The organism is Pantoea sp. Cy-639 (genome assembly GCF_011752525.1).
Taxonomy (GTDB): domain Bacteria; phylum Pseudomonadota; class Gammaproteobacteria; order Pseudomonadales; family Pseudomonadaceae; genus Aquipseudomonas.
Genome location: NZ_VWXI01000010.1, coordinates 41,936 through 64,162 on the forward strand (window position 1 = coordinate 41,936; position 22,227 = coordinate 64,162).

General features: G+C 66.5%; 23 protein-coding genes. 11 read left to right on the forward strand and 12 right to left on the reverse strand.

Annotation, left to right across the window (positions count from 1 at the left end; translation table 11 throughout):
- Positions 1 to 2: 2 nt before the first annotated feature.
- Genes hpaE through F3J43_RS13945 form a run of 3 tightly spaced genes read right to left on the reverse strand, consistent with a single transcriptional unit; the run spans position 3 to position 2,910 of the window.
- The gene (gene hpaE, locus F3J43_RS13935) at positions 3 to 1,463 is read right to left on the reverse strand and encodes a 5-carboxymethyl-2-hydroxymuconate semialdehyde dehydrogenase (protein ID WP_166887200.1); all 1,461 of its coding nucleotides are present in this window, start codon (positions 1,461 to 1,463) and stop codon (positions 3 to 5) included.
- On the reverse strand, positions 1,460 to 2,239 hold the full coding sequence (locus F3J43_RS13940; RefSeq protein ID WP_166887202.1) for a fumarylacetoacetate hydrolase family protein: 780 nt from the start codon (positions 2,237 to 2,239) through the stop codon (positions 1,460 to 1,462). The genes hpaE and F3J43_RS13940 overlap by 4 nt, the downstream gene beginning before the upstream one ends.
- Positions 2,236 to 2,910 (reverse strand): fumarylacetoacetate hydrolase family protein, encoded by a 675-nt coding sequence (locus F3J43_RS13945; protein ID WP_166887204.1) that lies wholly within the window; start codon positions 2,908 to 2,910, stop codon positions 2,236 to 2,238. Before F3J43_RS13945 ends, F3J43_RS13940 begins: the two co-directional genes overlap by 4 nt.
- Before the next feature lie 162 nt (positions 2,911 to 3,072).
- On the opposite strand from F3J43_RS13945, the gene hpaA reads away from it, so the two are divergent.
- On the forward strand, positions 3,073 to 3,984 hold the full coding sequence (hpaA, locus tag F3J43_RS13950) for a 4-hydroxyphenylacetate catabolism regulatory protein HpaA (RefSeq protein WP_166887206.1): 912 nt from the start codon (positions 3,073 to 3,075) through the stop codon (positions 3,982 to 3,984).
- Positions 3,985 to 4,122: 138 nt separating this feature from the next.
- The gene (hpaR, locus tag F3J43_RS13955) at positions 4,123 to 4,545 is read left to right on the forward strand and encodes a homoprotocatechuate degradation operon regulator HpaR (RefSeq protein WP_166887208.1); all 423 of its coding nucleotides are present in this window, start codon (positions 4,123 to 4,125) and stop codon (positions 4,543 to 4,545) included.
- A 92-nt stretch (positions 4,546 to 4,637) separates the two neighbouring features.
- Here the strand turns inward: hpaR and F3J43_RS13960 are convergent, their stop codons facing one another.
- From F3J43_RS13960 to F3J43_RS13970, 3 genes are all read right to left on the reverse strand, one after another.
- A complete protein-coding gene (locus F3J43_RS13960; protein ID WP_166887211.1) occupies positions 4,638 to 5,234 on the reverse strand; it encodes a TetR/AcrR family transcriptional regulator in 597 nt (198 codons plus the stop codon).
- Positions 5,235 to 5,239: 5 nt separating this feature from the next.
- Entirely contained in the window at positions 5,240 to 6,442 is a 1,203-nt protein-coding gene (locus F3J43_RS13965) for a multidrug effflux MFS transporter (protein WP_166887214.1), read from the reverse strand.
- Between the two features lie 409 nt (positions 6,443 to 6,851).
- The gene (locus F3J43_RS13970; RefSeq protein WP_166887217.1) at positions 6,852 to 7,673 is read right to left on the reverse strand and encodes an aspartyl/asparaginyl beta-hydroxylase domain-containing protein; all 822 of its coding nucleotides are present in this window, start codon (positions 7,671 to 7,673) and stop codon (positions 6,852 to 6,854) included.
- 460 nt (positions 7,674 to 8,133) lie between these two features.
- On the opposite strand from F3J43_RS13970, the gene F3J43_RS13975 reads away from it, so the two are divergent.
- The gene (locus F3J43_RS13975) at positions 8,134 to 8,343 is read left to right on the forward strand and encodes a con-10 family general stress protein (RefSeq protein WP_166887220.1); all 210 of its coding nucleotides are present in this window, start codon (positions 8,134 to 8,136) and stop codon (positions 8,341 to 8,343) included.
- 48 nt (positions 8,344 to 8,391) lie between these two features.
- Here F3J43_RS13975 and F3J43_RS24325 read toward each other — a convergent pair whose 3' ends face one another.
- On the reverse strand, positions 8,392 to 9,006 hold the full coding sequence (locus F3J43_RS24325; protein ID WP_166887223.1) for a LuxR C-terminal-related transcriptional regulator: 615 nt from the start codon (positions 9,004 to 9,006) through the stop codon (positions 8,392 to 8,394).
- A 197-nt stretch (positions 9,007 to 9,203) separates the two neighbouring features.
- Between F3J43_RS24325 and F3J43_RS13985 the strand changes: the two genes are divergently transcribed.
- Positions 9,204 to 10,829: an ATP-binding response regulator gene (locus tag F3J43_RS13985; protein ID WP_166887226.1), complete on the forward strand. Its 1,626-nt coding sequence runs from the start codon at positions 9,204 to 9,206 to the stop codon at positions 10,827 to 10,829.
- On the opposite strand, the gene F3J43_RS13990 is transcribed toward F3J43_RS13985, so the two are convergent.
- Positions 10,830 to 11,015, reverse strand: coding sequence for a hypothetical protein (locus tag F3J43_RS13990; RefSeq protein WP_166887078.1), 186 nt, complete (start codon positions 11,013 to 11,015; stop codon positions 10,830 to 10,832). It abuts the gene before it with no gap.
- A 159-nt stretch (positions 11,016 to 11,174) separates the two neighbouring features.
- Between F3J43_RS13990 and F3J43_RS13995 the strand changes: the two genes are divergently transcribed.
- The 6 genes from F3J43_RS13995 to hchA all read left to right on the forward strand — a co-directional run bounded on the left by F3J43_RS13995 (position 11,175) and on the right by hchA (position 18,357).
- The gene (locus F3J43_RS13995; RefSeq protein ID WP_166887229.1) at positions 11,175 to 14,006 is read left to right on the forward strand and encodes a xanthine dehydrogenase family protein molybdopterin-binding subunit; all 2,832 of its coding nucleotides are present in this window, start codon (positions 11,175 to 11,177) and stop codon (positions 14,004 to 14,006) included.
- The gene (locus F3J43_RS14000) at positions 13,999 to 14,538 is read left to right on the forward strand and encodes a (2Fe-2S)-binding protein (protein WP_166887232.1); all 540 of its coding nucleotides are present in this window, start codon (positions 13,999 to 14,001) and stop codon (positions 14,536 to 14,538) included. The genes F3J43_RS13995 and F3J43_RS14000 overlap by 8 nt, the downstream gene beginning before the upstream one ends.
- A 2-nt stretch (positions 14,539 to 14,540) precedes the next feature.
- On the forward strand, positions 14,541 to 15,755 hold the full coding sequence (locus F3J43_RS14005) for a c-type cytochrome (RefSeq protein WP_166887235.1): 1,215 nt from the start codon (positions 14,541 to 14,543) through the stop codon (positions 15,753 to 15,755).
- A 3-nt stretch (positions 15,756 to 15,758) separates the two neighbouring features.
- On the forward strand, positions 15,759 to 16,730 hold the full coding sequence (locus F3J43_RS14010) for an XdhC family protein (protein ID WP_166887238.1): 972 nt from the start codon (positions 15,759 to 15,761) through the stop codon (positions 16,728 to 16,730).
- On the forward strand, positions 16,727 to 17,290 hold the full coding sequence (locus F3J43_RS14015) for a nucleotidyltransferase family protein (RefSeq protein WP_166887241.1): 564 nt from the start codon (positions 16,727 to 16,729) through the stop codon (positions 17,288 to 17,290). Before F3J43_RS14010 ends, F3J43_RS14015 begins: the two co-directional genes overlap by 4 nt.
- Before the next feature lie 212 nt (positions 17,291 to 17,502).
- Positions 17,503 to 18,357: a glyoxalase III HchA gene (gene hchA, locus F3J43_RS14020; protein WP_166887243.1), complete on the forward strand. Its 855-nt coding sequence runs from the start codon at positions 17,503 to 17,505 to the stop codon at positions 18,355 to 18,357.
- Between the two features lie 20 nt (positions 18,358 to 18,377).
- On the opposite strand, the gene F3J43_RS14025 is transcribed toward hchA, so the two are convergent.
- Complete coding sequence (locus F3J43_RS14025) at positions 18,378 to 19,394, reverse strand: NAD(P)H-quinone oxidoreductase (protein ID WP_502706610.1); 1,017 nt, start codon at positions 19,392 to 19,394, stop codon at positions 18,378 to 18,380.
- Between the two features lie 180 nt (positions 19,395 to 19,574).
- On the opposite strand from F3J43_RS14025, the gene F3J43_RS14030 reads away from it, so the two are divergent.
- A complete protein-coding gene (locus F3J43_RS14030) occupies positions 19,575 to 20,459 on the forward strand; it encodes a LysR family transcriptional regulator (RefSeq protein WP_166887245.1) in 885 nt (294 codons plus the stop codon).
- A 50-nt stretch (positions 20,460 to 20,509) separates the two neighbouring features.
- Here F3J43_RS14030 and F3J43_RS14035 read toward each other — a convergent pair whose 3' ends face one another.
- The 3 genes from F3J43_RS14035 to F3J43_RS14045 are packed head-to-tail and all read right to left on the reverse strand — an operon-like array spanning position 20,510 to position 22,160.
- On the reverse strand, positions 20,510 to 20,761 hold the full coding sequence (locus tag F3J43_RS14035) for a MoaD/ThiS family protein (RefSeq protein WP_166887247.1): 252 nt from the start codon (positions 20,759 to 20,761) through the stop codon (positions 20,510 to 20,512).
- Positions 20,758 to 21,249, reverse strand: coding sequence for a cyclic pyranopterin monophosphate synthase MoaC (gene moaC, locus F3J43_RS14040; RefSeq protein ID WP_166887249.1), 492 nt, complete (start codon positions 21,247 to 21,249; stop codon positions 20,758 to 20,760). The genes F3J43_RS14035 and moaC overlap by 4 nt, the downstream gene beginning before the upstream one ends.
- Positions 21,246 to 22,160, reverse strand: coding sequence for a LysR family transcriptional regulator (locus F3J43_RS14045; protein ID WP_166887551.1), 915 nt, complete (start codon positions 22,158 to 22,160; stop codon positions 21,246 to 21,248). The genes moaC and F3J43_RS14045 overlap by 4 nt, the downstream gene beginning before the upstream one ends.
- Positions 22,161 to 22,227: the final 67 nt, after the last annotated feature.

The window sequence follows — 22,227 nt, forward strand, 5'->3', positions numbered from 1 at the left end:
CGTCAGACGCCCCAGCGCGGAATGTGATGGCTGCCCATGGATATACACACGTTCTTGATCTCGGCGAAGACCTCGAAGCTGTATTGGCCGCCTTCGCGACCGGTGCCCGAGCCTTTCACGCCACCGAACGGCTGGCGCAGGTCGCGCACGTTCTGGCTGTTGATGAACACCATGCCCGCCTCGATGCCGCGGGCCAGACGGTGCGCCTTGCCGATGTCCTGGGTCCAGATGTACGAGGCCAGGCCGTACTCGGTGGCGTTGGCCAGGCGCAGCGCTTGGGCCTCGTCCTTGAACGGAATCAGGCACGCCACCGGGCCGAAGATCTCTTCCTGGGCGATGCGCATGTCGTTGTCGACGTCGGCGAACACCGTCGGCTGGATGAACTGCCCCTTGGCCAGGTGCGCGGGCAGCCCGGCAGGTCGTTCCAGGCCACCGGCCACCAGGCGCGCGCCTTCTTCAAGGCCGATGCGGATGTAGCCGGTGACCTTGTCGTAGTGCTGCTGGGTGATCATCGAGCCGACCTGGGTCTTGGGGTCGGTCGGGTCGCCGACGATCAGGCGCCTGGCGCGGGCGGCGAATTCGGCGACGAAGCGTGGGTAGACGCTCTCCTGGATGAAGATCCGGCTGCCAGCGGTGCAGCGCTCGCCGTTGAGCGAGAAGATGGTGAACAGCGCGGCATCCAGCGCCCGGTCGAGGTCGGCATCCTCGAAGATCAGCACCGGCGACTTGCCGCCCAGCTCCATGGAGTACTTCTTCAGGCCGGCGGTCTGCATGATCTTCTTGCCGGTGGCCGTGCCGCCGGTGAAGGAGATCGCACGCACGTCGGGGTGGCGCACCAGTGCGTCGCCGGCGGTTGCGCCATAGCCCTGGATCACGTTGAGCACGCCGGCCGGGATGCCGGCCTCGACGGCCAGGCGCCCCAGTTCGTTGGCGGTCAGTGGCGACAGTTCGCTCATCTTCAGTACTGCCGTGTTGCCCAGCGCCAGGCACGGCGCGGTCTTCCAGGTGGCGGTCATGAACGGTACGTTCCACGGCGACACCAGCGCGCATACGCCGACCGGCTGGTACAGCGTGTAGTTGAGCATCTGGTCGTCGACCGGATAGCTGTGGCCGTCCATGCGCGTGCAGACTTCGGCGAAGAAATCGAAGTTGTGCGAGGCGCGGGGGATCAGCACGTTGCGCGTCTGGTGGATCGGCAGGCCGGTGTCGAGTGTTTCCAGCTCGGCCAGTTGCGGCACGTTCTGCTCGATCAGCTCGCCCAGCCGGCGCATCAGCCGGGCACGCTCCTTGGCTGGGGTGCCGGCCCATTTCGGGAACGCCTCCTTGGCCGCCGCCACGGCCTGGGCGACTTCCTCGGCAGCGCCGCTGGCAACCTCGCCGATGGCCTCGCCGGTGGCCGGGTTGTAGTTGATGAAGGTGTCGCGACTTTCGACTTCGCGGCCGTTGATCCAGTGCTTGATCATGCTGTTGCCTCTTGTGCCTTGCGGGCGAAGAATTCGCCTTCGCTGACGATTCGGTTGACCAGGCGGCCGACACCTTCGACCTCCACCACCACTTCATCGCCCGGTACCACGTCGGCCAGGCCTTCCGGGGTGCCGGTGGCGATCATGTCGCCTGGCTGCAGGGTCATGAAGCTTGAGAAGTATTCGACCAGGTAGGGGATGTCGAAGATCATGTCGGCGGTGTTGCCTTGCTGTTTCAGCTCGCCGTTGACCCAGGTGCGCAGGGTCAGCCTGGACGGGTCCGGCACATCGGCGGTGTCGACGATCCAGGGACCGACCGCAGTGGTGGCGTCGCGGTTCTTCACCCGCAGGTTCGGCCGGTAGTAGTTCTCCAGGTAGTCGCGGATGGCGTAGTCGTTGCACACCGTGTAGCCGGCCAGGTAGTCCAGGGCGTTCTCGCGGCGCACATTGCGCGCCGGCTTGCCGATCACCGCCACCAGTTCGCACTCGTAGTGCATGTACTTGACGCCGTCGGGACGCCAGGTCACTTGTCGGTGGCCGGTGTAGGTGCCGTGGGACTTGATGAAAGCCAGCGGCTCGGTGGGGGCCTTGAACGCCAGCTCGGCGGCATGGTCGGCGTAGTTCAGGCCCAGGGCGAACATGTTGCCGGTGGCCGGTGGCAACCAGGTGACCTGGTCGGCCGACACCAGGCGGCCGTCGGCCAGGCGCAGGTGCTGGTCGTTCTCGACGATGGCCGGGTACACCTGGCCATCGAGCTGGATACGGGCATGCTTCATGGGGCGAGTCCTTGTTCGGCGACGATCGGGTTGCTCAGTTGGCCGAGGCCGTCGATCTCGACCGTGACCTGGTCACCGGGCTGCACATCGACGCGGCCTTCGGGGGTGCCGGTGATCAGCACGTCACCGGCGTGCAGGGTCATGAACTCGCTGATCTCGGCGATCAGCTGGGCCACGCCGCGTACGCAGTTGGCCGTGTTGTTGTGCTGGCGCAGTTGGCCGTTGACCCATAGGCGGATGCCCAGCGCGTCGGGGTTGGCGACCTGCGCGGCGGGTACCAGCGTCGGGCCGAGCGGGCAGAAGCCATCGCGGCACTTGGCCTTGACCGCGGGGCGGTAGTAGCTGTCCTCGGGCAGGCTGAACTCGTTGACGATGGTGTAGCCGGCCACGTGCTCGAGGGCGCGTTCGCGGCTGACCCGGCTGGCGTCCTTGCCGATCACCACGCCCAGGGCCGGGCCCGGCTGCAGGCGTTCGACTGCCGCGGGGTAGGTGACAGGCTGGCCCTCGGCGTTGCGGGTGTTGGGGGTCTTGATGAACAGCACCGGCTTGACCGGCGGTTGCTGGTAGGGCGCTTCGTGGAAGGATGCCAGATGTTGCTGCAGCAAGCCCTGGTAGTTCAGGGCGACGCCGAACAGGCTACCGCTGGCGACCTCGTGCAAGGCACGGCTCATGCTTTTCTCCTGCGCTGGGCGAAGTGCGACGGGGCGCTCCGCAGTGTTTTTGTTAATGTGTTAACGTTATATTTAATATGTTAACGATCGTCAAGGCATCACCTGCCTGCTGGCAGTGTCATGCTGGATCGCCCGGGCAGTCCCACCGGCACGAGAACAACAATGAAAGCGCGACAACCGATTCCCAACATCAACATCGGCCAGGTCTACGACCAGCGTTACAGCGACAGCGAGGTGCACTACGACCGGCTCGGCAACCTCGCCGGGTTCTTTGGCCGCAACATGCCGGTGCACCGGCATGACCGGTTTTTCCAGGTGCACTACGTGAAGTCCGGCAGTGTCCGGGTGTACCTGGATGACCAGCACTACCACGAGGCCGGGCCGATGTTCTTCCTCACCCCGCCGACCGTCCCCCACGCCTTCGTCACCGAGGCCGACGCAGACGGCCATGTACTGACCGTGCGTCAGCAACTGGTCTGGCAACTGCTGCAGGCCGAACCCAGCTTGATCGCCGGGCCGCGTCCGCAGCCGGCGTGCGTGGCCCTGGGGCGCTTGCAGGGGCTGGCGGGCGAAGAGGCGCGGCGCCTGGCCCAGTTGCTCGAGCTGCTCGGCGCCGAGATCGGTCATGGCCAGGCCGGGCAGGGCACCGCCGTGCAGGACCTGGCACGGCTGGTGATGATCAGCCTGCTGCGCCTGTGCGCCAACTCCCTCGAGGCCAGCCCCGCACGGCACGAGGACCTGCAGGTGTTTCACCGTTTCAACGAGTTGATCGAGCGCCACTACCTGGAGCACTGGACACTGCCGGCCTACGCCGGCGCGCTGGGGGTGACCGAGGCGCGCCTGAACGATGTCTGCCGACGGATCGCCGACCTGCCGTCCAAGCGCCTGGTATTCGAACGCCTGATGCAGGAAGCACGACGCTTGCTGCTGTACACCGGTAGCTCGGCCAACGAGATCTGCTACCAGCTGGGGTTCAAGGACCCGGCCTATTTCAGCCGGTTCTTCCTGCGCCATGCGCGGATGACGCCGGGGGAATACCGCCAGCGCCAACATCCCACGACGACGCTGGCTTGATCGTGCAAGGTGCGAGGGGAAGAGGAAATGGCCGTTTGCCGCAAGCGCTGGTACTTTTCACCGGCGCTGGACAGTGCCGGTGCAAATGTACTTCAATTTATTAATATCTTAATAAATCAAGACGGTTACCTGCCCCTGATGAGCCAACCCAGACCTTCCCTCACCTTGACCCTGTTGCAGGCCCGCGAAGCGACCATGGCGTTCTTCCGCCCGGCCCTCAATGCCCACGACCTCACCGAGCAGCAATGGCGGGTGATCCGCATCCTGCGCCAGCAGGGCGAGCTGGAAAGCCACCAGTTGGCCGACCAGGCCTGCATCCTCAAGCCCAGCATGAGCGGGGTGCTCAAGCGCCTGGAGCGCGACGGCCTGGTGGGCCGGCGCAAGTCGCCGGAAGACCAGCGACGGATCTTCATCAGCCTGACCGTGCGTGGCCAGCAGGCGTTCCTGGCGATGAGCGAGGAGATGGAGCGCAATTACCAGGAAATCCAGCGCCAGTTCGGCAGCGACAAGCTCGAGCAACTGATGGTGCTGCTCAACGAGCTGAAGAAGATCCGGCCCTGAGCGCAGTTTGCGCTGCGCGCAATGCTTGAGCACCGGTGCAGCCGGTGCCAGGCCATGGGGGGCATCAAATCGCAATAGCGAGGGGGCAGTGCTCAGCGACTGGCCAGTTGCAACGAATCGTCGAGAATCTTCAGCAGCGATGCTGCCCGCCGGGCATACACGGCCGGATTGGCGTACAGCAGTTCCACATGCAGGCTGTCGATGATCCCCAGGTAGGCGTCGCCATACAGCTCCAGCCGGTTGCCGTCGGTACGCGCCCAGGCATGCCGCTGGTGCAGCGACTGGCAAAAGCCCTGGCGGATGCGTTCCAGGTACGCCTCGAAACCACCGGTGACCACTGGACGGATCGTTGCCGGTGGCAGGAACGCCGTGCGCAGGACGAAGCGCAGGTTGGCCGAGCCCGCATAGCGCTCGGCCAGATGCAGCGGGTGCCAGTGCCCCGGCGCCTCCTGCTCGGCGCTCGCCCGGGCGAAACCGTCCTCGACATAGGCGGTCTCCTCGGCCAGGGCGCGCTCGAAGGCCTGCACGAACAGCGCGTCCTTGTTGGCGAAGTGCGCGTACAGCGAGGCCTTGCGCATGCCGGCCAGGGCGGCGATCTCGCTCAGCGAGGAGGCGTCGTAGCCATGCTCGGCGAAGTGTTCGACGGCATGGTCGCAGATGCGCGCGGCAGAAGGGCTCAAGGCTTTCAAGGCGGTCACTCCAGGTCGGTGCCGTAGGTCGGGGCGCTGATTGTCCTGGCCAGGGCGGCGCGGGTCAAACCGACGATCAGCAACGCCGCCGCGGCGAGCAGCCAGGCCCAGGCGTGCGGGCCGACAGTGGCCAGGTGGCCGGCCAGCGGCGTGGCGCTGGACGACAACACCAGTTGCAGGGCGCCCAGCAATGCGGCGGTGGAGCCGACGTCACGCTGTTGCGAGGACATTGCCAGGGCCATCAGTGTGGCTTCGCAGATCCCCAGCCCGAACAGCGCCAGCACCACGCCGGCGAGCAGCAGTGCCAGGCTGCCACCGCCCGCCACCATCAGCAGCGCCCCGGCGCCCATGCACAAGGCCCCCCACCAGGCGACCCGCGCCACGCCGTGGCGGCCGACAAGCTTGCCGGACAGCGCGGCGCCGAGCAGGATCGCCACGCCGCAGCCGCCGAACAGCATGCCGAACTGCGCGCTGCCGAGGCCGAAATGCTGCTGGTACACGTAGGCCGAGCCGGCGATGTAGGCGAACAGGAAGAAGAACACCGCCGACAGCGCCAGGGCCGGGCGCAGGAAGGCGCCGTCGGCGAGGATCCGCCCGTAGGTGCGCCATACCGTGCGTGGCGAGAGGCGCGTGCGCCGGGCCGCGGGCAGGGTTTCGCCAAGCGTCAGCGCCGAGTTGAGCAGGGTCAGCAGGCCCAGCCCGGCCAGCACCAGCATGATCGCCCGCCAACCGTAGAGCGCGTCGACCAGGCCGCCCAGCGCCGGCGCGAGGATCGGCGCCAGGCCCTCGATGGTCATCAGCAAGGCGAAGATCTGCGCGGCGCGGGCGCCGTCGGCGACATCGCGGACCATGCTCATGATCACCACCAGGGTCAGCGCGCTGGCCAGGCCCTGGACCAGGCGCGCCACCAGCAGCATCTCCAGCGAGCCGGCGGCGGCGGCCAGCAGCGAGGTGGCGCTGAACACCAGCAGGCCGACCAGCAGCGGTCGGCGTCGTCCCAGGGCATCGACCAGCGGGCCGAACAGCAATTGCCCCGCGCCCATGGCCAGCAGGAACACGGTCAGGGTCAGCTGTACCTGGGCATAGCCGGTGGCGAAGTCGCGGGCCATTTCCGGCAGGCTGGCCAGGTACATGTCGATGGCCGAGGGGCCGAGGGCGCCGATCAGGGCGAGGGAGGCGGCGAAGCGCAGGTTGGAGGTGCTGGGCATGACATCGGGTCCACAGAAAAGAAAACCTACCGACCGGTAGGTTGTGCGCAGAATAAGCTCCGCAAGGGAGGAGGTCAACCGTAGCGGCCGTGCCAGCCGTGACAGGGGCGGAGGATGCGGGTCATGGACTTTCCGTTTTCGCTGCCATTGACAACGCGTTCCCCAGGGGGCGGATTGCAACGTTGGCCCTCCATGCGTGATAAGCGTTTGTTCGCGGGGGGCATGCTGGGAGGGGAGTCCGCGCGGGCCTGCTGGCGGCCCGGAGCGGTTTGGAAGACGGCGCGGTGGCCGTGAACGGGGAGTGGTTGCTTGGAGACTTATCAAGCTCTGTACGAAAAGCCTTGATACGTGTTCATGCTGCGTTGAAAACAGCCTTGCCTGACCTGCGTCTCAAGGCTTTCGTACAGGCCTAGTCGATCGCTTTCCAGTTCTTGTAGAACGTCTTGCGCAATCCGAACACCAGCCTGGAGAAACCCAGCACCAGCATGTTCAGCAGACGGTGTGCCGGAGAGGGGCGGATGATGTCGATGAACAGACAGTAGCGCTTGCCCCCGCCCTTGTTGAACGAGGCATGCAGCAGGGTGTCGTCGAAGATGAACAAGGGGTCGTCGTGCCAGTAATGCTTGTGGCGCTTGACCTGGATATAGACACCCGGGCTGTGGCGGGGCGGGCTGATGTTATACAGCACCCTCAGCATCATGCGCAGTGGACCGAAGTGAAACGAAGTCGACTGGTTGTCGTTGAACACCGATACGCCGATGGTCTTGACGTATTCGAGTGGCTGTTGCAGCTCCGGTATCGACAGGCCACAGTCATTCTTCCTGCCGTACCACTGGAAGAACAACATGCCGCGCTTGTCGTTCTGCATGCGGCTGTCCAGATATTCGACGATTTCGGCTTTATGGCGCATCGAACGCTGGATCACCTGTTCGATTTCCTGCTGGCAGGCCGGGGGCAGTTCGTCCAGTGCGTAGATATGCCGGTTGCGTCTGCTGAACAGGTCGATCAGCGTATTGAATGGTGCCAAGGCCCAGGTATTGCGGCCTCCGCCGAGGAAGTATTTCTTCACGATGGCCGGTTCCAGCGTGCCGTTGCGAGAGAAGTCATACAGGCCACAGGCAACCAGCAGGATGACGAGGGCAATGAATAACGGTGGGCTGGCGTAGGCAAACAGGGCCACGGCGATCACGGCCGCGCATGCGCCGAGTTGTTTGCGTAAACGTTTGCTCATGCAGTTTTACCTGAAGTGGCAGGGTTTGAATGTGGGTCGGTGACGGCCCTCGAAGAAGTGTCAAGGTTCCAGCGGAAAAGGATGCATGACCCTGCTGGGAACGGTTGTAAGTGTTGATAGGTAACCTGTAAAAAAGTTTTGACTCGATGTGCCTGGCACAGGTCGACCCTATGGATTAAAGCCCACGATTGCGCCCCTGCGGTCAATTTGCAAGCGCTGGCGCTGGAGGAGGGGCTTGTGCCGCTGCCTTCGCGCCTGCCCGGTTGCCCATCAGGCAGACAACACCGCAGGCCAACGCACCTAGGTGGTGCAGGCGTGCCGGTTGTTGGCGCGCCAATCACTGGCGCCGCTGGTCCGATGAATCGGAACAGGATTGAGCAGAGCCGCTGCGCCACCGTTCGGAACTGATGCACGGAGCGTTTCCGTGCCACGTCAAACCAACGCGTAAAGGAGAAACGACATGGCTCGTGACCAGGAGCAGACCAGCCAACGCGGCGGTACCAAGGCCACCAACCCGGGCAATTTCGCCAATGACCGCGAGAGAGCTTCCCGTGCCGGCCAGAAAGGCGGTCGCAATTCTGGAGGCAACTTCGCCAACGACCGGGCCCGGGCCTCGGAGGCCGGGCGCAAGGGCGGCCAGAACAGTCACGGTAGCGCCCGCAATCCATAGCGGCGCGCGCGCCCAAGGCCAGGCCGGGGCGAGGTGTCGCCGGCCTGGTCAGTTGCCGGAGTATTTCACTGCGGCGGCGGTGCGGGTGGGCACGTTGAGGGTCTTGAGCAGCGACGAGACGTGAATCCGCACGGTGAACGGCGAAATGTCCAGCTCCCGGGCGATTTCCTTGTTGGTCTTGCCTTGGGCGATCAGCCGCAGCACATCCTGCTGGCGATGGGTGAGCTGTTCGAGCTCGCTGTCCACGCCCAGTTGCGGCAGCAGCCCGCTGGGGATGTACTTGACCACCACCTCGCCCTCGCGGATGGCCAGGATGGCCGCGCCGATCTCCTCGGGGCTGACGCACTTGCCGATGAAGCCATCGGCCCCGGCGGCCATGACCTCGTTGATCACTTCGAGCTCGTCGACCATCGATACGATGATCAGGGTGGTGCGCGGCAGTTGCCGGCGCAGTTCGGCGAGGCGGCCGATGCAGGTCAGGCCGGGGAAGCGCAGGTCGAGGATCAGGGTGTCGGGTGCTTCGCCCTCGCTCGCCAGCCTGAGCACGTCCTGAAGGCTGCCGGCTTCTTCCAGCTGGGCGTGCGGCAACAGGCGCCGCACGGTGTTGACCATGGCTTCCCGGAACAGCGGATGGTCATCCGCGACGATGATGCGGCAACTCACGACGTATGACTCCCTAGTGTCCGACCCATGCTAATTTAGGTTCTGTACGAAAAGTCTTGAGACGCAGGTCAGGCAAGGCTGTTTTCAACGCAACATGAACAAGTATCAAGGCTTTTCGTGCAGAGCCTAGCAGCCTCGACTGGCCTTTTCCCCAGGCCGGTGCCGTAAATGCCGACTGGCGCACAAGGACGTTACCCATGAGGTTCGAGAAGAACAACGAGCTGGACCAAGCCAACCTGCGCATCATCGTCGCCTCCTGTGCGATCGCCTATGTCGCCCTGCTGGGCTTCCTGCCCGGCCGCTCGTTGCTCACCTACCTGCCGGTGCTGCTCTACTACCTCGGTTTCGTGGTGATGGCCATCGCCATGCGCCATGCCATTTCGCGCTGGCCCGGGCATTATCCGGCGCGGCGCATCTTCGGCATGATCCAGGACTACACCGGCACCAGTTTCGGACTGGTGGTCGGCGGCGAGGCCGCCTTGCCGCTGTACGCGGTGATGGTCTGGATCAACCTGGGCAATGGCATGCGCTTCGGCTCGCGCTACCTGGCCATCGCCACCGTGCTGGCGCTGTGCGCGCTGCTGGTGGTCTGGCGGTTGACACCCTACTGGCAGGAGCAGCCGTTCCTGCTGCTGATGCTGTTGACCACCAGCACGCTGATTCCGTTCTATGCCCACCTGCTGCTCGAACGCACGCGCAAGGCCACGGCCCTGGCCGAGGCCGCGACCCGCGAGAAATCGCGCTTCCTGGCCCAGGCCAGCCACGACCTGCGCCAGCCGATCCACTCCATCGGCCTGTTCACTGCTTGCCTGCGCGAGGCACGCTTGGGTGACGAGGAGCGGCGCTTGGTGGACAGCATCGACCGCTCGCTGCTCAACGTGTCGCAGCTGTTCCGCTCGATCCTCGACCTGTACACCCTGGACAACGGCCGGGTCCAGCCGAAGTACGAGCACTTCGCCGTGGACGGCATGCTCCGGGAACTGCTGCGCCAGAACGCCGAGGCGGCCCGTTGGGCCGGCGTGGAGATGCGCCTGGTGGCGAGCCGCCAATGGACGCGCGCCGACCCTGGCATGCTGGCGACCATGGTACAGAACGTATTGTCCAACAGCCTCAAGTACGCCGCCGGTCGCCCCCTGCTGGTCGGGGTGCGTCCGCGTGGCGACAAGCTGGCCATCGTCATCTGCGATCAGGGGCGGGGAATCGCCGAGGAGCACCAGGAGCAGGTGTTCGAGGAGTTCTACCGGGTGCGCGAGGCGCGCGACAAGGACGTCGAGGGCGTCGGCCTGGGGCTGTCGATCGTCAGGCGCCTGGGGGGGCTGATGGGCCTGCAGGTGCGTTTGCGCTCTCGCCCCGGGCACGGCACCACGGTCACCCTGGACGGGTTGCCCCGGGTCGATGCTCAGGCCCCGCGGGTCAGCCTCGAGCAAGCGCAGCAGGCGGGCTTGCTCACCGGCTTGCGGGTGTGCCTGGTGGAGGATGACCGCAACGTGCTGCAGGCCACCTGCGCGCTGTTGCAGCGCTGGGGCTGCGAGGTGCAGGCGCGGAGCTCGCCGACGGGGCTGAGCAGCGACTGCGAGGTGATCGTCGCCGATTATGATCTGGGTCCCCAGGCCACTGGCATCGACTGCATCGATGCCGTGCGGGCCGAGCGGGGTTGGAACGTGCCGGCGCTGATCATGACCGGCCACGATATCGACCGCTTGCAGGCCAGCTTGCACGAACGAGGCATTGCCGTGCTGGCCAAGCCGGTGCGCCCGGCGGAGCTGCGCGCGGCCCTGCGCGGCCTGCGCGACCAACTGCCGGCGTCGGCCGCGCAGGGCTGATCACTGGTAGATGGGCGACTGGCCTTCTCTCATGCAGGTCGGCGAAGGCTCGTAGATGCCCATGCCGGCCACCGCGACCAGGCCACCGCTGGGCATCTGGCAGTCGAATTCGCCCTTGGCGGTGACGGCGGTGAAGTAGGTGGTGTTGGAGTCGCTGTGCCCCTTTGCGTTTATGCACCACGGCAATCTTTTGTTGCCGCGACAAGTTGTCTGCTTGACTAAGGTAGGGTGTGCGTGTTGTCCATCTTGACTTAATAGTCAGATTTTGTGATCGTGCGCGCCCTTCCAGTTTCTCTCGCACCAGAAAAAACATGGGCAGCCCACGAGCTGTCCAGAGGATCAACCATGTCCAACCGTGATATCTCCCGGCGCTCGTTCCTGCAAGGCGGGCTGGTCGCCGGTGTCGGCGTGACCATGGCGCCGCTTGGCAGCCAGGCGTTCGCCGCCCTGATGGAAAGCAAGGTCACCACCTCGCCACAGAAGTGGATGAACCATGACGGCAAGGTGCGCGTGCGTAACGACGCGCTGTCCAAGGTCTGTGGCGAAAAAGTCTTCGCCCGCGACATCCGCAGCAAGGACATGCCCGGCTGGCCGCAGCAGCAGGGTCACGCCTTGCTGCTCAAGGCGACCAAGGCCGACCGCCTGTACGCGGGCTACGACCTGTCGCTGCTCGGCGCCGAGCTGCAGCCGGACCGCGTGGTCACCGCCGACGACCTGAAGAAGGACGGCATCGTCTGGCCCGAGGCGCATTCGCCCGACCCGTTGCTGCCACCCGGCCAGGTGCCGATGTTCATCGGCCACCCGGTGGCGATCCTGATCTGGCACGACTTCGAGCGCTTTCGCAAGGCCAAGCTCAAGCTGCAGTTCAACGACCAGGCGATCCGCTACGGCGCGCAGGCGCCGCTGTACCAACGCGATCCCTATGGCAGCTTCCGCTTCGTGCGGGTGGGCGGCAAGACACCGTATGACGAAGACACCTTCTCGAGCCTGAAGGACTCGCCGCTGTTCCCCACCATCCTGGCCCGCAAGCCGGTGTGGAATGCCGAGCCCAAGCAGCACGGCACCCTCACCGAGCAGGGCATGTACCACGCCCAGCGCATCGACGAGCAGCTCAAGCAGCCGCCCGAGGACTGGCTGCTGTTCGACGAACGCTACAAGACCCAGTCGATCGAGCCGGCCGCGCTCGAGCCGGACAACGGCAACGGCTGGTATGACGCGGCCACCGGCACCCTGCATTTCGTCGTGGCCAGCCAGTGCCCGTTCGAAGTGGCGCAGGAGTGCGTGCACATGATCAAGCCGTCGCGCTTCGGCCTGAAGCACTTGAACATGCACCCGGGCTACACCGTCGGCTACGGCTCCAAGGACAACAACATCTTCCCGTTCTACGCCGCCGTCGCCGCCCTGTACGGCGCGGGCGTGCCGATCCGCCTGGCCAACGACCGCTACGAGCAGTTCCAGAGCGGTATCAAGCGCCATCCGTTCGACATGCGCTACCAGCTGGCCGTGGACAAGAACGACATGAGCTTCCAGATCTTCCGCGCCGACATGTCCGTCGATGGCGGCGGGCGTATCAACTACAGCCCGTCGGTGGCCGCGGTGGGGGCTACCGCCGCGCAGTCGATCTACTACATGCCGCAGAACGATCTGTCGGTCACCGCCTACCATTCCCGTGGCGTCGAGGCCGGCTCCATGCGGGGCTACGGCACCCTGCAGAGCATGGCCGCCACCGAGATGATGGTCGACGAGATCGCCGAGCGCCTTGGTGTCGACGCCATCGAGCTGCGCCGCAGGAACGCGCTCAAGTCGGGCATGAAGAACACCCAGGGCGCGGTACCGGCCGGTGCCTTGCGCCTGCACGAGATCCTCGACAAGGCCAGCCAGCACGAGTGGTGGAAGAACCGCCAGGCGCGCAAGCAGGCCGAGGATGCCAAGGACCACGACAACTGGTACGGCGTCGGTTTCGCCATCACCCAGAAGGACTTCGGCACCGGTGCCGAGGCACCGCTGGCGGCTGTCGAGTTCAGCGCCGACGGCCAGATCAGCCTGCGCCACATCGGCACCGAGCTGGGCACCGGCATGTCCACCTCCCAGGCCTTCGTGGTCAGTGACTTCCTGGGCCGCGCCGCCGACGAGGTCAAGACCGCCCAGACCGAATGGCCGGAGCTGGCCCTGAGCACCAGCGGCAACCCCTACCTGATGAGCCAGGCCGAGCAGGACGCCGCGCTGCGCAACCCGCGCTGGGTCGCCAAGCTGGCCTCGCCGTCGTCGGCGACCAACTCGGCGTTCTACTTCAGCCACGCGACCCGCGAGGCGGCGCGTGTGCTGTTCAACCACGGCCTGTGGCCGGCTGCCGTGGCGCTGTGGCGCCAGGGGCCGTTCGGCGGCCAGGCCAACCCGCTGGTGGTGCGTCGCGAGAACGCGGTGTGGGTCAACGGCGCGCTGACCGGCAACGGCCTGGAGCCGATCCCGTTCCCGGTGCTGGCCAAGAAAGCCCATGAAATGGGCCTGGTCACCGGCGTCAGCGTACACGCGTTCAACCGCTGGAGCTGGGCCGAGGCCGACTTCGTCATCGACGGCGTGCGCGAGCGCCTGCCGCTCGACGGCCTGGCGGTGAAGTACGGCGACGGTGCGCCGAACGCCAAGAAGGCACAGATGAACAGCGCCGGCTTCCACCTGCTGGACCGGCAGAACGCCGCCTACCCGGCGACCCAGCTGAACAATGCCATGGTCACCTACTACAGCCCGGTGGCGACCATCGTCGAGGTCAAGGTCAACAAGGGCAGTGGCGAAGTGAGCGTGCTCAACCACCACAGCTGGGTCGAGTGCGGCCGGGTGCTGGTGCCGGAACTGGTCAAGGGCCAGCTCGAAGGCGGTATCGCCATGGGCATCGGCCATGCCCTGCTGGAAGAAATGCCGTTGTACGAGGGTGGCCCGGGCGAGGGCGACTGGAACTTCAACCGCTATCGCCTGCCGATGGCCAAGCATGTCGCGGTGTGGAAGCAGACGTCGGAGATCCTGCCGCCGCTGTCGTCCACCGACCCGTCCAAGGGCATCGCCGAAGTGGTGATGATCCCGGTGGTCGGCGCCATCAGCAATGCCGTGGCCCATGCCATCGGCAAGCGTGTGCGCGACCTGCCCATCACCCCCGCCCGCGTCAAGGAGGCCCTCAATGGCTGACCGCAAGCTGCAACTGACCCTGAACGGTCAATCCGTCGTCACCGAAGTGGTCCCCGATGACCTGGCGATGATCGACTACCTGCATGAATACCAGAACCTCACCGGCTCGCGCCTGGGCTGCGGCCAGGGCATCTGCCATGCCTGCGTGGTGATCGTCGACAACCCCGACGGCACCAGCGAGGAAGTGCGGACCTGCATCACCGGCGCGCACTACTTCGAAGGCAAGAAAGTCCGCACCATCGAAGGCCACGCCAAGCGTGACGAGGCTGGCAACCTGGGCGAACTGAGCCCGATCCAGCAGAAGTTCGTCGACCGCTTCGCTTTCCAGTGCAGCTACTGCGCCCCGGGCTTCGTCAACGCCGCCACGGTGCTGGTGGAAAAGGCCCAGCGCCAGCCGCTGAAGAAAAGCGAGCTGGAGGACGCGATCGAGGCCAGTCTTGGCCATCATGTGTGCCGTTGCACCGGCTACGTGCGCTACTACGAGGCGACCCGCGATGTGCTGGGCGACCTCGGCCTGGTCAAGGAGGGTTGAGCATGACGCGCGTTCTCAGCGGCCTGGCCCTGGCCATCGGTGTCGCCGTACTGTCGTTCGGCGCCCAGGCAGCCGAGCAGGACCAGGTCAAGCGCGGCGAATACCTCGCCCGCGCCGCCGACTGCATGGCCTGCCACACCGCCGAAGGCGGGGCGCCGTTTGCCGGCGGCCTGCCGATCCATTCGCCGTTCGGCACCATCTACGGCACCAACATCACCCCGGACAAGCAGTACGGCATCGGCAACTACAGCGACGATGAATTCTTCGCCGCCCTCACCGAGGGCAAGCGCAAGGACGGCGCCAACCTGTATCCGGCCATGCCCTACACCTCGTACCACCTGATCCCGCGGGCCGATTCCGACGCCATCCACGCCTACCTGAAGACCGTGGCGCCGATCAACCGTCCGGCGCCGGAAACCAGCCTGAGCTTCCCGTTCAACGTGCGCCTGGGCCTGATGGGCTGGAACATGCTGTACGGCAAGAGCGTGCAACTGGAAGAGGGCAAGGGCAACAGCGAGGCGTGGAAGCGCGGCCAGTACATGGTCGAGGTGCTCGGCCACTGCGGCGAGTGCCACACCCCGCGCAACCCGATCGGTGCGCTGCAGCAGGACAAGCGCCTGACCGGCGGCCTGCTCGGTGGCTACCTGGCCCCGAGCCTGCTGGCCAAGGACCTCGCCGAGCGCGGCTGGAACCAGGCTGACCTGGCGACCTTCCTCAAGCACGGCATGAGCGCCCAGGGCAGCATGTTCAACGAGATGTACCCGGTGGTACACCACAGCACCCAGCACCTGGAAGACAGCGACCTGTCGGCCATGGCCACCTACCTGCTCGGCGACCAGCCGCCGGCGGCCAAGGTGGTCCAGGCGGTGGCCCACGAGACCCTGGGCGAGAGCGCCAAGCGTGGCCGCCAGCAGTACCTCAATGTCTGCGCCGGCTGTCATGGCGGCGACGGTGAGGGCAAGCCGCATATCGCCGTGGCCATGCAGGGCAATACCATCCTGCGCCAGGCCGATTCGCGCAACCTGGTCAAGGTGATCGTCGACGGTATCCGCGAGCAGCAGTTCACCGGCTTCGAGCGCATGCAGCCGATGCCGGGCTTCGCCGACAAGCTCGACGACGCGCAGCTGACCGACATGGTCAACTACCTGCGCGAAGCGTGGGGCGGCCTGCCGGGCGACCTGAGCACCCAGCAGCTGGCCCAGCTGAAGGCGGACTGACCCGTGCAGCATCTCGACCTGCAGGTAGTGCGCCAGGCCGCGCAGTGGTCCCGCGATGGGCTGCCGGTGTGGTTGTGCACGGTGCTCTGCACCTACGGCTCGGCGCCCCGCGCGCCGGGTTCGCTGCTGGCGGTCAACGACCAGGGCCAGTGGCTCGGTTCGCTGTCTGGCGGGTGTGTCGAGGATGACTTCCTCGAGCGCGTCGGCGCGGGCGAGTTCGCCGACGCGGCGGTCGTGGTGCGCTACGGCGATGGTAGCGACAGCCGCTCGAACATCCGCCTGCCGTGCGGCGGCATCCTCGATGTGCTGGTCGAACGCCTGCCCGCCGACTGCGCCACCCAGGCGCACCTCGGCGAGCTGGAGGCAGCGCTGCTTGGCCGCCGTCGGCTGCTGCGCGAGGTCGACCTGCGTAGCGGCGAGCGCCGCTTGCGCGATGACCACAGCCAGGGCCCCCGGGTGGAACAGCAGGCACAGCGGGTGCGCTTGCGCATCGGTGCCGCCCAGCGCCTGTTGCTGGCAGGCTATTCGAGCGTCGCGCACTTCTGCGCCGAGTTCGGCAAGGGCCTGGGGTTCGAGGTGGTGCTCTGCGATCCACGGGACGAGGTGATGGACAACGTGGTGCTCGACGGGATCGAAATCCGTCGGGAACTGCCTTCGCTGTTCATCGCCAACGGCGGCTGCCACCGCGACACGGCGGTGGTGGCGCTCACCCACGACCCGAAGATCGACGATCTGGCCATGCTCGAAGCGGTGCAGACCGAAGCGTTCTATATCGGTGTGATGGGCTCGCGCGCCACCTCGGAAAAGCGCCGTGAACGCCTGCGTCGCATCGGTGGGCTGGGGGATGCCGAGTTGGCGCGGATACACGCGCCGATCGGCCTCAACCTGGGCAGCAAGACCCCGGCGGAGATCGCCCTGGCGGTACTCGCCGACATTCTCCGTACCCGCAGCGGCATTGCCCGCGAGGCCCTGTGACGGTTGTCGCGCTGGTCCTGGCGGCTGGGCAGGGCGCGCGCTTCGGTGCCGACAAGCGCCGGGCGTGCCTGGCGGACGGGCGCAGCCTGCTGCAGCACAGCGTGGAACGGGCGCAGGCCGCGTTCGACGAGGTGCGGGTGGTGCTGCGTGGCGGCGAGCGGGGCGAGGACCTTGGCTTGCCTGCCGGCTGCCGGATCGTTCCCAGCCCCGAAGCGGTCCTGGGCATGGGCCATAGCCTGGCGGCCGGCGTGGCATCGCTGGGCGACAGCCAGGCGCAGGCGGTCGCCGTTCTGCTGGGCGACATGCCGTGGATCCTGCCCGAGAGCTACAGGTGTCTGATCGAGGCGACCGATTCGTCGGCTATCGTGGTACCGCGCTACCAGGGACAGAACGGGCATCCGGTACTGTTCGGGCGGGACTACTGGCCTGAGCTTGCGCGGTTGGCCGGTGACGAAGGCGCCCGCTCGGTGCTGCAACGGCATCGAACGCAGGTGGTGGTGATCGAGGTGAACGACGTGGGTGTGCTGCGCGACGTCGATACTCCGGCGGCGCTCGGCTAGACTGCTCAGGGCTTTCGCGGGGCAGCCCGCTCCCACGAGCAGCTCCTGCTGGAGGGATATCCGTGCGTGGTGCAGCCAAGGGCGCATCGCCGGCGCCCTGCGCAGCGTTGCCCGCGTCACGTCGATGCCCCGGTGGAGCGCCAATCAGGGAACACCCCTCATTGGCGCGCGGCCGGAGGTCTCGTCATCGGTATCCACTCAGGAGTACAGCCATGACCCAGCCCAACGACGACAAGCGTCCGACCCCCGATCCGGCCGAAGACAACGCCTTCTTCCCCTCGCCGTATTCCCTCGGCCAGTTCACCTCGAGCAGGTCCGACCTCAGCGGCGCCGACTACCCCGACGCCTACCAGGACGGGCGCTGGAAGATCCTGCTGATCGGCGCCGACGAGCGCTACCTGGCCACCGACAACGGCACGCTGTTCTCCACCGGCAACCATCCGGTCGAAACCCTGCTGCCGATGTACCACCTGGACAAGGCCGGGTTCGCCTTCGACGTCGCGACCCTGTCGGGCAACCCGGTCAAGTTCGAGTACTGGGCCATGCCTCGCGAGGACCAGCAGGTGCTCGGCCTGTTCGAGCGCTACAAGCCGGCCTTCCAGCAACCGTACAAGCTCGCCGAGGTGATCGACGAGGCCCTGGGGCCGGATTCGGACTACATCGGCGTGTTCATTCCCGGGGGGCATGGCGCGTTGATCGGCCTGCCAGGGAGCGAGGACGTTGGCCGGGTGCTGAACTGGGCCGCGGACCACGATCGCTTCGTCATCTCCTTGTGCCATGGCCCGGCGGCACTGCTGGCCGGTGGCAGGCTCTACGAGGGCTATCGCATCTGCGCCTTCCCTGATGCGCTCGACGCCCAGACCCCGGAGATCGGCTACATGCCCGGCCACTTGACCTGGAAGTTCGGTGAGCGGCTGCGCGAGCAGGGCATCGAGATCATCAACCAGGGCATCTCCGGCGCCGTCCACCAGGATCGCAAGCTGCTCACCGGTGACAGCCCGCTGGCCGGCAATGCCCTGGGCAAGCTGGCTGCGCGGGCGTTGCTGCAGGAGGCCAACAGCAGGTAAGGCGTGCCAGGCGCAGCGCTTCAGCCCTTGTGCGCCACGCTCAGCACCACCTTGCCGATGTGCCGGCCGGATTCCATCAGCGCGTGGGCCTGGCTGGCCGCCGCCAGCGGGAAGGTGGCGTGGATCAGCGGCTTGACCGCGCCGCTGCGCACATGGGGCCAGGCCTTGGCCTGCAGCTCGGCGAGGATCGCGGCCTTGTCGTCGAGGCTGCGCGCACGCAGGGTCGAGCCGATGTGGGTCAGGCGCTTGGTGAGCATGGGGAACAGGTCGAGGTTGGTCGCCGGGCCCTTGACCACGCCGATCTGCACGATGCGCCCGTCCATGGCGGCGGCCTTGAAATTGCGCTCGACATAGTCGCCGGCGATGATGTCGACGATCACGTCGACGCCGCGTCCGTCGGTGTGGCGCATGACCTGTTCGAGGAAGTCCTCGCGGGTGTAGTCGATCGCCAGGTCCGCGCCCAGTTCGCGGCTGGCCGCCTGCTGGTCCTCGCCCTTGACGGTGGTGAACACCTGCGTGGCACCGAAGGCCCGCGCCAGCTGGGTGGCGGTAGTGCCGATGCCCGACGCGCCGCCATGGATCAGCACGCTGTCGCCGGCCTTGAAACCACCGCGTTGGAACAGGTTGACCCAGACGGTCATGAAGGTCTCGGGCAGCGCGGCACCCTCGATCATCGACAGGTTGTCCGGCAGGTGCGCGGTGGTGCGTTCGTCGGCCACGGCATATTCGGCGTAGCCGCCACCCTGGACCAGGGCGATCACGGCGTCGCCGACGGCAAAGCCATTGACCTGCTCGCCGTGTGCGACGACGATGCCGGCGATCTCCAGGCCCGGAATGTCCGGAGCACCCGCGGGCGGATCGTACAGGCCCTTGCGTTGCAGCAGGTCGGGGCCGTTGACCCCGGCGGCGTGGACCTGGATCAACACCTCGCGCGGGCCGGGTTGCGGTGTGGCGTGGCGCGCGGCTTGCAGTACCTCGGGGGCGCCAGGCTGGGTGATGTCGATGGCGGTCATGTGGCTGGGAACGATGTGACGCATGAGGACCTCTGTCATTCAGCGAGAAGGTGCTTTACAGGGTAGGGGACACGCATTCTGCGGTCGCGCGGCGATTTTGCGCCTCCCCTTCGCAAATTCTCTTCAGGCCGTTACGGCCGGGAGGCGGTACAACGGCGCGTGGGCGTGGGCTTGCCCAGGCCGCCGCCATCGAGGAGTGAACGAATGAACTGGGATGATGCCCGGATGCTACTGGCCCTGAGCCGCGAGCAGACCCTTCGCCGCGCCGCTAGGGTGCTGCGGGTCGACCAGGCCACCGTGGGCCGGCGTGTGGCGGCGTTGGAGGCGGACCTGGGGTCGACCCTGTTCCTGCGCACACCGGCCGGCTACCAGTTGACCGCCATCGGCGAAGTGGCGGTGGAACTGGCGCAGAAGATGGAGCAGGCCGCGTTGGAGCTGACCCGGCGTACCCGTGGCGCCGACAACGAGCAGGCCGGCGAGGTGCGCATCGCCACCACCGATTCGCTGGCCCACGAGTTCGTGATCCCGGCCTTGCGCCTGTTGCACGCCGAGCACCCCGAGGTCCGCGTGGTGCTCAGCGGCAGCTCGGAGATCGTCAACCTGTCGCAGCGCGAAACCGACATCGCCATCCGCAACCAGCGCCCGGACAATCCCGACCTGGTGTTGCGCAAGCTGGCCAGCTGGCAGATGGGCCTGTTCGCCTCGGCCGATTACCTGCAACGGCGGGGCACGCCGGCCGATGGCAGCTTTGCCGGCCACGACCTGGTGGTCTATGAGCCGTACTGGCGCGACCGCGCCGAGCCGACCCTGGTGGACGTGCCGATCGGCGCGGGCAGGGTGGTACTGGCGGCCAATGCCAGCATGATGTTGCGTCGCGGTATCGGTCAGGGCCTGGGCATCGGCGAGATCCCCGTGGCCCTGGGCCTGCGCGACGGCCTGCGGCGGGTCTGGCCGCAGCGCACACGGCGCGAGCCTTACGAGGTGTGGATGGTCACCCACCAGGACCTGCGCCATACCGCGCGGGTACGGGCGGTGATCGAGCACTTGGCACAGGCGTTTGCCGACGAGGGCGGGGCCTTGCCCGGTTAGCCAGGTAACAGAACAGGCTGGGCAATGTACGGAGGGGCCTGCGAGGTCCGTCAGCCCCCGGTGACCGGGGGGAAGAACGCGATGTCGTCGCCATCCTCCAGGGGCTCGTCGAGGCCGCAAAGGTCCTGGTTGCGCGCGCACAGCAGGTTGGCCTGGCCGAGGGTCCGCGCCCACGGCTCGCCGCGTGCGACCAGTTGCGCGCGCAATGCGCGCAGGCTGCCGAGGGCCGGGTCCCAGGCCAGGGTCTCGCCGTCGCGGCCGAGCAGCTCGCGGTAGCGGGCGAAATAACTCACCCGGATCATGCCGTCACCTCGGCCTGGTACAGCCCCGAGCGTCCGCCGGACTTGTGCAGCAACCTTACCCAGTCGATCTGCAGGCTGCGGTCGACGGCCTTGCACATGTCGTAGAGGGTCAGGGCGGCGATGCTGGCGGCGGTCAGCGCCTCCATCTCGACCCCGGTGGCACCGTTGAGCGCGGCGCTGGCGATGATCCGCACCGAATCCGGCGCCACGGCCTTGAGCTCGACGCTGACCGCGGTCAGCAGCAGCGGGTGGCACAGCGGGATCAACTCATGGGTGCGCTTGGCGGCCATGATCCCGGCGATGCGGGCGACCGCGAACACATCTCCCTTGGGGTGGCCACCTGCGCTGATCAGGGTCAGGGTTTCGGGCTTCATCCGCACCCAGGCTTCGGCCACCGCCTCGCGGTGGGTGTCGGGCTTGTCGCCGACATCGACCATGCGCGCGTGGCCGTGGTTGTCCAGGTGAGTCAGGGCGGCGGTATCGTTCATGTGAGCTCCAGGGGTGGATGGATGGGCGAGGGCCACAGCAACTGGCGCACGGCATCGAAACATTGTTCGGCCAGGGCCGAACGCGGTTCGCTGCGCCGCAGCAGCAGGCCGACCGGGGCATGGATGCTGGCGTCGCTGATCGGCAGCAACCGCAGGTGTTCGCTCAGGCCTTCCAGGCCATGGTCCAGCGGCATGATCGCGCAGCACAGGCCGGCGCAGACGCCCTGCACCAGCTGATAGGTGGAATCGCTTTCGATCAGCGACAGCGGGTGCAGGCCACGGCTGCGAAGGCTCAGGTCGATCGACTGGCGGTAATGCATGCCCTGGGACAGCAGCCCCAGCGGCAGTGCAGCGATGGCCTCCCAGGACAGGCTGGGATTGGTGAAGGCGAAATGCCGTGTGTCGAACAGCAGGCCCAGGCGTGTGGTGCCCAGTTCGATGACCTCGAAGTAGCTGCGGTTGATCTGGTCGAGGTAGCAGATGCCCAGGTCCAGCTGGTTGCGGCTCAGGCCGTCGGTGACTTGTTCCGAGCTCAGCGACGACAGTTGCACCTGCAGCAGCGGGTAGCTGTCGATCAATGGCTTGAGCAGGTCCATCAGGTTGAAGCTCGACAACGGCACCATGCCGATGCGCAGGCTGCCGACGATGCGTCCACGGCAGTTGGCGGCCTCGGCCTGGAGGCCGTCGTAGGCGGCCAGCAGAGTGCGGGTCCAGGCGAGGATCCGTTCGCCGGCCTCGGTGAAACCCTCGAAGCGCTGGCCGCGGGTCACCAGCACCAGGCCCAGTTCGTCCTCCAGGTTGCGCAGGCGCATCGACAGGGTCGGCTGGGTGATATGACACAAGGCTGCGGCCTGCCCGAAATGGCGGGACTGGTCTAGGGCAACCAGGAACTTGAGTTGTTTGATATCCATGGGCGCCTTGCCGGTAAGTTGCAGTCGGGACATGGCGTCAAACCATGTTTCAAGGCGGCGAAAGTTA

What these genes read in the sequence shown, in the direction of transcription:
- moaC (WP_166887249.1), bottom strand. Translation starts at nt 21,249, where the DNA reads ATGAACGATACCGCCGCCCTGACTCACCTGGACAACCACGGCCACGCG.
- F3J43_RS13970 (WP_166887217.1), bottom strand. Translation starts at nt 7,673, where the DNA reads ATGAGCAAACGTTTACGCAAACAACTCGGCGCATGCGCGGCCGTGATC.
- F3J43_RS14025 (WP_502706610.1), bottom strand. Translation starts at nt 19,394, where the DNA reads ATGCGTCACATCGTTCCCAGCCACATGACCGCCATCGACATCACCCAG.
- hpaR (WP_166887208.1), top strand. Translation starts at nt 4,123, where the DNA reads ATGAGCCAACCCAGACCTTCCCTCACCTTGACCCTGTTGCAGGCCCGC.
- hchA (WP_166887243.1), top strand. Translation starts at nt 17,503, where the DNA reads ATGACCCAGCCCAACGACGACAAGCGTCCGACCCCCGATCCGGCCGAA.
- F3J43_RS14045 (WP_166887551.1), bottom strand. Translation starts at nt 22,160, where the DNA reads ATGGATATCAAACAACTCAAGTTCCTGGTTGCCCTAGACCAGTCCCGC.
- F3J43_RS14030 (WP_166887245.1), top strand. Translation starts at nt 19,575, where the DNA reads ATGAACTGGGATGATGCCCGGATGCTACTGGCCCTGAGCCGCGAGCAG.
- F3J43_RS13995 (WP_166887229.1), top strand. Translation starts at nt 11,175, where the DNA reads ATGTCCAACCGTGATATCTCCCGGCGCTCGTTCCTGCAAGGCGGGCTG.
- F3J43_RS14005 (WP_166887235.1), top strand. Translation starts at nt 14,541, where the DNA reads ATGACGCGCGTTCTCAGCGGCCTGGCCCTGGCCATCGGTGTCGCCGTA.
- F3J43_RS14000 (WP_166887232.1), top strand. Translation starts at nt 13,999, where the DNA reads ATGGCTGACCGCAAGCTGCAACTGACCCTGAACGGTCAATCCGTCGTC.
- F3J43_RS13945 (WP_166887204.1), bottom strand. Translation starts at nt 2,910, where the DNA reads ATGAGCCGTGCCTTGCACGAGGTCGCCAGCGGTAGCCTGTTCGGCGTC.
- F3J43_RS13975 (WP_166887220.1), top strand. Translation starts at nt 8,134, where the DNA reads ATGGCTCGTGACCAGGAGCAGACCAGCCAACGCGGCGGTACCAAGGCC.
- hpaA (WP_166887206.1), top strand. Translation starts at nt 3,073, where the DNA reads ATGAAAGCGCGACAACCGATTCCCAACATCAACATCGGCCAGGTCTAC.
- hpaE (WP_166887200.1), bottom strand. Translation starts at nt 1,463, where the DNA reads ATGATCAAGCACTGGATCAACGGCCGCGAAGTCGAAAGTCGCGACACC.
- F3J43_RS13940 (WP_166887202.1), bottom strand. Translation starts at nt 2,239, where the DNA reads ATGAAGCATGCCCGTATCCAGCTCGATGGCCAGGTGTACCCGGCCATC.
- F3J43_RS13985 (WP_166887226.1), top strand. Translation starts at nt 9,204, where the DNA reads ATGAGGTTCGAGAAGAACAACGAGCTGGACCAAGCCAACCTGCGCATC.
- F3J43_RS14035 (WP_166887247.1), bottom strand. Translation starts at nt 20,761, where the DNA reads ATGATCCGGGTGAGTTATTTCGCCCGCTACCGCGAGCTGCTCGGCCGC.
- F3J43_RS13965 (WP_166887214.1), bottom strand. Translation starts at nt 6,442, where the DNA reads ATGCCCAGCACCTCCAACCTGCGCTTCGCCGCCTCCCTCGCCCTGATC.